We start from the raw sequence: 6,800 nt of genomic DNA, 5'->3' as shown, positions 1-6,800 counted from the left end.
CGTACGGGCCGTGAAGAGCGTGCTGTCGGGGGACGCGGGGCTGTCGCCGAGCATCCAACGGCGGTTGCTGGAGCGCCTGTCGGAGCCCGAGCCGCAGCCGTCGCCGGACTCCGCGTTCCACCGCCGCCCTCGCCCTCGTCACCGTCACCGGTGTCGCCGCCTTCACCTGGCCCTTCCTCGCCCCGCCCAGCTCGCAGGTCGCCGCGCACTCCCAGGACGCCCCCTGGCTGTTCGCGGGCCTGCTCGTGCTGCTGGTCGCCGTCTCGGCCGCGGCGATCTCGGAGTCCGGGCTCGGCCCGAAGGCCGTCGCCATGCTCGGTGTGCTCGCCGCGACCGGCGCCGCCCTGCGGCCCATCGGCGCCGGTACCGCCGGTATCGAGCCGATGTTCTTCCTCATGGTGCTCAGCGGGCGCGTCCTGGGACCCGGCTTCGGGTTCGTGCTGGGCAACGTCACGATGTTCGCGTCGGCGCTGCTCACCGGCGGGGTCGGCCCGTGGATGCCGTTCCAGATGCTGGCGATGGGCTGGTTCACGATGGGCGCGGGCCTGCTGCCGGGCGGGGAGCGGCTGCGCGGCCGTGGCGAAGTCGTGGTGCTCGCCGGCTACGGCTTCCTCGCCGCCTTCGCCTATGGCACCGCGATGAACCTGGCCGGGTGGCCCTTCATGGGGGCGCTCGCCTCGTCCGTGGCCTTCGACCCGCGGGCCGCGGTGCCCGCGAACCTGGCCCGTTTCGTCGCCTACTGCCTGGCGACCTCCCTGGGGTGGGACCTCGGCCGCGCCCTGGTGACCGTCGTACTCACGCTCACCCTCGGGCCCGCGCTCCTCAAGGCGCTGCGCCGGGCCACGCGACGGGCCGCGTTCGAGACGCCGGTCACGTTCGACGGACCCCCTGTGTGAGGCGCCGTGCGCCGACCGTCACAGAGGTGGTGAAGCACCCCACATGACCCATGTCACGAACTACTTGGATTAGTAGTGTTTAGGCGTGACATGTACGCGACCCAAACACCCTCTGACCTGGGGCTTGAGAGCCACGTCACACAGTTCACCTTTCACCCACATGCGACCACAACTAGTAAAAGGGGTCTTTGCGGACGCGGATCGAGAGTGCTTCTCTGGAGCAGTCGCACGGCGCCGACGAGTCCTCACGGGCCTCGGCGCCGACGCATTGCCACCGCCGCGCACCGCGTGACACCGGCAGGCGTACGACGCCTCTGTCCCCGAAGAAACAGGTTCTCCGTGTCCGTCTCCCGCATCGTCGCTCGCATCGCCTCCCCGAAGAAGGCCCTGACCGCCGCCGCTCTGGCCGCCGCCACCACCGGTCTCGTGCTGACCTCGGCTCCCGCCCAGGCCGCGACGACCTCCGCCTCCTCCGCTCAGTCGATCGCGCACAAGATGATCCCGAGCGCCGCGCAGTACAACGCGTTCAGCAAGATCGTCGAGCACGAGAGCGGCTGGAACGTCACCGCCACGAACTCCTCCTCCGGCGCCTACGGCCTGGTCCAGGCCCTCCCGGGCTCGAAGATGGCCTCGGCCGGCTCCGACTGGAAGACCAACGCCGCCACGCAGATCAAGTGGGGCCTGGACTACATGAACTCCCGCTACGGCAGCCCCACCGCCGCCTGGAGCTTCTGGCAGTCCAACGGCTGGTACTGATCACCGGCCCCACACACGCACTACACAGCGGCGGTCCCCGGCATCCCGGGGGCCGCCGCTACATTGCGTTCATGGACCAGAACACGGACCACGACACACAGCCCAAGTCCTACGACCGTGAGGCGCGCGGGATCCGGTTGGTGGCCGTACTACTGGGGTTGACCGTGGTCAGCGGGCTGATCGACGCGGTGAGTTATCTGGGCCTCGGCCATGTCTTCACCGCGAACATGACCGGCAACGTGGTCGTCCTCGGCTTCGCCGCCGCCGGAGCACCCGGCTTCTCGGTGTCGCACACCCTCACCTCCCTCGGGGCCTTCGTCGTGGGCGCGGTGGCCGGGGGCCGGATCGCGGTACGGATGGGCGGCGGCTCCCGCCGGACCTGGGCACGGGCCACGCTCGGCGCGGAGGCGCTGCTGGTCGGCGCGTCCGCGGTGGTCGCCTTCGCGGCGCCGGGCGCGACCGGGACGACGTACACCCTGATCGCGGTGACGGGCTTCGCGATGGGCCTGCGCAACGCGACCGTGCGCAAGCTGGGCATCCCCGATCTGACGACCACGGTCCTGACCATGACCCTCACCGGCCTCGCCTCCGACTCCCGGATCGGCGGCGGCTCGGGGCACCGCTCGCCCCGCCGTACGGCCTCGGTGATCGCGATGCTGGTCGGCGCGTTCCTCGGCGCGTGGCTGACCGTGCACCACGGCCTGGGCATCCCGCTGCTGATCGCCGCGCTGGCCGCGGGCGTGTTCGCGGTGACGGCATCCGGACGGGAGTAGCCCAAAGCCTGGCCAAGAAGGCAGAATTCGTGCGTCTTAGTCCCACGATCAAGAGGATCGATCACACATGATCACGCTCACGAAGGAAGACGGTCCGGCGGATCTGGACGGAGTGACCCATCTGGAGATCGGGGCGTCCTGGGACCCCACCGTCGGCAGCAGCGGCGGCATCATCGGGAAGCTGCGCCAGAAGGCCGGTACGGACCTCGACCTCATCGCCATCGCGTTGCAGGGCGCGGAACCCGTACGGCTCGCGGGGCTCGACTCCCTGGACCCGCTGGGCAACGGCGCGTTGCTGCACAGCGGGGACAACCAGACCGGCAAGGGCGAGGGCGACGACGAGACGGTGACCGTCGACCTCGCCAAGATTCCGGCCGCCATCACGTCGATAGTCTTCATCGCCGCCGCTTACAAGAAGGGCAGTTCCTTCCAGAAGGCGCGGAACATCGCCTTCAAGGTCTACGACGCGAGCGGCGGCAGCACCCAGCAGGTCGCCGAGATCTGGCCGAACCTGCTCAGCTCCGACAACGGCTGCGCGGTCGCCAAGGCCGTTCGGGAGGGCGGCAGTTGGAAGCTCCTGGTCATCAACGAGACCGGAAAGATCAAGCAGGGGGACGAGAAGGAACTCATGAAGTTCGCCGTACGGAAGTAAGCAGTCGCCTTGCGGAATTGAGCAGAGGACGGGCCGGCGGCGCCGGGATGCCGCCGGCCCGAGCTGTGAGGTCGACCGGGGTCACCTCAACCGGCGGTCACCTGAAGCTCTTTGACCCCGTTGATCCATGCCGAGCGCAGCCGACGCGGGTCGCCCGTCAGCGTCAGGTTCGGCATCGCGTCCGCGATCGCGTTGAAGATCAGGTCGATTTCGAGGACCGCGAGGGACTTGCCGAGGCAGTAGTGCGGGCCCCCGCCGCCGAAGCCCAGGTGCGGATTCGGATCGCGCATCACGTCGAAGACGTCCGGGTTCTCGAAGACTTCGGGGTCGTGGTTGGCGGAGGCGTAGAAGATGCCGACCCGGTCGCCCTTCTTGATCGACTTGCCGCCCAGCTCGGTGTCCTGGGTCGCCGTGCGCTGGAAGGCGTTGACCGGAGTCGCCCAGCGGACGATCTCCTCGGCCGCAGTCGACGGGCGCTCCTCCTTGTACAGCTCCCACTGCTCGGGGTGGGTGAGGAACGCGTGCATGCCGTGGGTGATTGCGTTGCGGGTCGTCTCGTTGCCGGCAACCGACAGCATCAGCACGAAGAAGCCGAACTCGTCGGAGTTCAGGTTGCCTTCGTCCTCGGCGGCGACCAGCGTGCTGACGATGTCGTGGGCCGGGCACTGCTTGCGCTCGGCGGCCATGCCCATGGCGTAGGCGATGAGTTCGGCGGCGGACTCGGCACCGACCTGCTCCGTGATGGCGTACTCGGGATCGTCGTACGCGATCATCTTGTTGGACCACTCGAAGATCTTGACGCGGTCGTCCTGCGGGATGCCGATGAGTTCGGCGATGGCCTGGAGGGGCAGTTCGCAGGCGACCTCGGTGACGAAGTCGAAGGGGCCGGAGTGGGCGCGGGCGCCCGCCACGATCGCGTGGGCCCGGTCGCGCAGGCGGTCCTCCAGCGCGCGGATCGCCCTCGGGGTGAAGCCGCGTTGGACGATCTGGCGGACGCGGGTGTGCTCGGGCGGGTCCATGTTGAGCAGGATCAGCCGCTGGGCGTCGATCGAGGCGCGGTCCATGTGCTCGCCGAAGCGGATGATCGCCGTGTTGAGGGTCGAGGAGAAGATCTCCGGGTGCGTCGAGACGTACCGGACGTCGGCGTGCCGGGTCACAGCCCAGTAGCCCTCGTCCTGGAACCCCGCGATGTTGAGGGGCTGCGGTATCCAGCGCACCGGCTCGGCCGCGCGCAGTTCGGCGAACTCCGGTAGCGGGACGCGGTGGTGGAGCAGGTCCGGGTCGGTGAAGTCGAACCCGTCGGGGAGAGCTGGACAGGGCATGAGTGACTCCGGCTGAGTACCGATGGCTTCCGATGGATTCTGACGGTCCATCAGGAACGTAGGACGCCCGTGAAGGTAATAACGGGTTCTACAAGTCGCAAGAGGCACGGCCACCCGAATTCCCTGCACGACCCTTGCGGTTGTGGACGGCCTGTCAGCAGACTGCACACAGAACTAGAACGCGTACTAGTTTGCGTGGCGGGTGGCCGGGACGCCCGCGCCGCGCGGTGTACGAGGAGAGGACGTGTCCCATGGTCGCGGAACCCGTCATCGTGGAAGCCGTACGCACCCCCATCGGCAGGCGCGGCGGAGCGCTCGCCAATCTGCATCCCGCCTATCTCCTGGGCGAGACCTACCGTGAACTCCTCGGCCGCACCGGCATTCACGCCGACTGCGTCGAGCAGGTCGTCGGCGGCACGGTGACCCACGCCGGCGAACAGTCCATGAACCCCGCGCGCAACGCCTGGCTGGCCATGGGCCTGCCGTACGAGACGGCGGCCACGACGGTCGACTGTCAGTGCGGCTCCTCGCAGCAGGCCTCGCACATGACCGCCAACATGATCGCGGCGGGCGTCATCGACGTCGGCATCAGTTGCGGCGTCGAGGCGATGTCACGGGTGCCGCTGGGGTCGGGGTCGAAGCACGGACCCGGGAAGCCGTTCCCGGACGAGTGGAACGTGGACCTGCCCAACCAGTTCGAGGCCGCCGAACGCATCGCCCGCAACCGGCAGTTGACCCGCGAGAACGTCGACTCGCTCGGCCTGATCTCGCAGGAGCGGGCGGCCATCGCCTGGTCCGAGGAACGCTTCAAGAAGGAGACGTTCGCCGTCCAGGTACCGACGACGGAGGACGAACAGCGTGCGGGCCACGGCATGTGGCGGCTCGTCGACCGCGACGAGGGCCTGCGCGACACGTCGATGGAGGCGCTGGCGAGGCTGAAGCCGGTGATGCCGACCGCCGTGCACACGGCGGGCAACTCCTCGCAGATCAGCGACGGAGCGTCCGCGATCATGTGGGCGTCGAAGCGGATGGCGCGGGCGCTGAAGCTGCGGCCCCGGGCGCGGATAGTGGCTCAGGCGCTGGTTGGATCGGATCCGCACTTCCACCTCGACGGGCCGATCGACGCGACGCGGGCCGTGCTCGGCAAGGCGGGCATGACGCTCAAGGACATCGACATCGTCGAGATCAACGAGGCTTTCGCGTCCGTGGTGTTGAGCTGGGCGCAGGTCTTCGAACAGGACCTGGAGAAGGTCAACGTGAACGGCGGTGCGATCGCCCTCGGCCACCCGGTGGGGGCGACGGGCGCACGGCTGATCACCACGGCTCTTCATGAACTGGAGCGCTCCGACAAGGAGTTCGCGCTGATCACGATGTGCGCGGGCGGGGCGCTGGCGACCGGGACGATCATTCAGCGTCTGTAGCCGACCAGTCGGCGGGGGTCAGGTGATCCTCGGCGCAGGCGCGGAACGCCGCGAGCAGTCGGCGGTTCTCCTCGCCTGCGCGGGTGGCCAGGACGACCGGGATGGGGCCCACGCCCTCCAGCGGGACCGTGGTCAGATCGTCCCGCAGGCCCTTCCGGACGGCGCCCACCGGAACGAGCGCGACCGCCTCACCGGCGGCGATGACTTCGAGCTTGTCCTCCAGATTCTCGACCAGCGGACCGTCCGGCACCCGCCGGCCGTCCGGGCGGGGGTCGACGCGCCAGAACGTGTTGAACTCCGGGTCGGGGAAACGGGGTACGGGCTCGTCCGCGATGTCGTCGAGGGTGACGTACTCCTTGCCGGCCAGCCGATGGCCGACCGGCATCAGCAGCACCCTGGGCTCCTCGAAGAGGACCGTCACGGTCAACCCCTCGGTGGCGAACGGGAATCGGCCCACCACCACATCCACCCGGTGCTCCAGCAGGGCGGCCGGCATCTCGCCCCAGCCGAGAAAGGAGTGGTGCACATCGGCGTCCGGGTGGCGTGCGCGCAGGGCGCGCACCGCCGGGGTGACGATGAGCCCGGTCATGTACCCGATGACGATCCGACTCGGCGTCCCGGCCGCCCGCGCCACGGCGGTCGCCTCCGCCGCCGACCGCAGCAGCGCCTCGGCCCGGGGCAGGAACGCGGCCCCCGCTTCGGTGAGTTGGGTGCCCTGGGTGGTCCGGTCGAAGAGCCGCACCCCCAACTCCCCCTCAAGCCGCCGCACATGACGGCTCAGCGACGGCTGCGCGAGATGGAGCACGGCCGCCGCCCGGCCGAAGTGCAGTTCCTCGGCGACGACGGTGAAACAGCGCACCAGGCGCAGGTCCAGGTCAGTCATACCTCGACTGTACGACGGCACGAGCTGCGGTGATACCGGAAGTGAATCACGTCTTCCGGAGTCGGTCTTGGACGGGCGGGGCCGGGGGTGCGCAGGT

At 69.2% G+C, this 6,800-nt stretch carries 6 protein-coding genes and 2 pseudogenes; 6 read left to right on the top strand and 2 right to left on the bottom strand.

What is annotated here, in order from left to right:
* From ACNFOC_RS48500 to ACNFOC_RS48480, 5 genes and pseudogenes are all read left to right on the top strand, one after another.
* Positions 1-100, top strand: a pseudogene (locus ACNFOC_RS48500) (DNA-binding response regulator); the annotation flags it as partial.
* A gap of 1 nt (position 101) precedes the next feature.
* Positions 102-896: pseudogene (locus tag ACNFOC_RS48495) on the top strand (ECF transporter S component); the annotation flags it as partial.
* A gap of 339 nt (positions 897-1,235) precedes the next feature.
* The gene (locus tag ACNFOC_RS48490) at positions 1,236-1,652 is read left to right on the top strand and encodes an aggregation-promoting factor C-terminal-like domain-containing protein (protein WP_329248674.1); all 417 of its coding nucleotides are present in this window, start codon (positions 1,236-1,238) and stop codon (positions 1,650-1,652) included.
* 71 nt (positions 1,653-1,723) lie between these two features.
* Positions 1,724-2,425: a YoaK family protein gene (locus tag ACNFOC_RS48485; protein ID WP_416965391.1), complete on the top strand. Its 702-nt coding sequence runs from the start codon at positions 1,724-1,726 to the stop codon at positions 2,423-2,425.
* Between the two features lie 67 nt (positions 2,426-2,492).
* Positions 2,493-3,077 (top strand): TerD family protein, encoded by a 585-nt coding sequence (locus ACNFOC_RS48480; protein ID WP_416965390.1) that lies wholly within the window; start codon positions 2,493-2,495, stop codon positions 3,075-3,077.
* Between the two features lie 86 nt (positions 3,078-3,163).
* On the opposite strand, the gene ACNFOC_RS48475 is transcribed toward ACNFOC_RS48480, so the two are convergent.
* The gene (locus ACNFOC_RS48475) at positions 3,164-4,399 is read right to left on the bottom strand and encodes a cytochrome P450 (RefSeq protein ID WP_416965389.1); all 1,236 of its coding nucleotides are present in this window, start codon (positions 4,397-4,399) and stop codon (positions 3,164-3,166) included.
* 251 nt (positions 4,400-4,650) lie between these two features.
* On the opposite strand from ACNFOC_RS48475, the gene ACNFOC_RS48470 reads away from it, so the two are divergent.
* Positions 4,651-5,820 (top strand): steroid 3-ketoacyl-CoA thiolase, encoded by a 1,170-nt coding sequence (locus ACNFOC_RS48470; protein WP_033281846.1) that lies wholly within the window; start codon positions 4,651-4,653, stop codon positions 5,818-5,820.
* On the opposite strand, the gene ACNFOC_RS48465 is transcribed toward ACNFOC_RS48470, so the two are convergent.
* Positions 5,804-6,703 carry a LysR family transcriptional regulator gene (locus tag ACNFOC_RS48465; protein ID WP_416965388.1) on the bottom strand — a complete coding sequence of 300 codons (900 nt, stop codon included), beginning with the start codon at positions 6,701-6,703 and terminating at the stop codon, positions 5,804-5,806. The two genes, ACNFOC_RS48470 and ACNFOC_RS48465, sit on opposite strands and share 17 nt — an antisense overlap.
* Between the last annotated feature and the right edge of the window lie 97 nt (positions 6,704-6,800).

This window comes from Streptomyces colwelliae (assembly GCF_048158785.1).
Lineage (GTDB): Bacteria > Actinomycetota > Actinomycetes > Streptomycetales > Streptomycetaceae > Streptomyces.
This window is presented reverse-complemented; position numbering and strand designations above follow the sequence as displayed.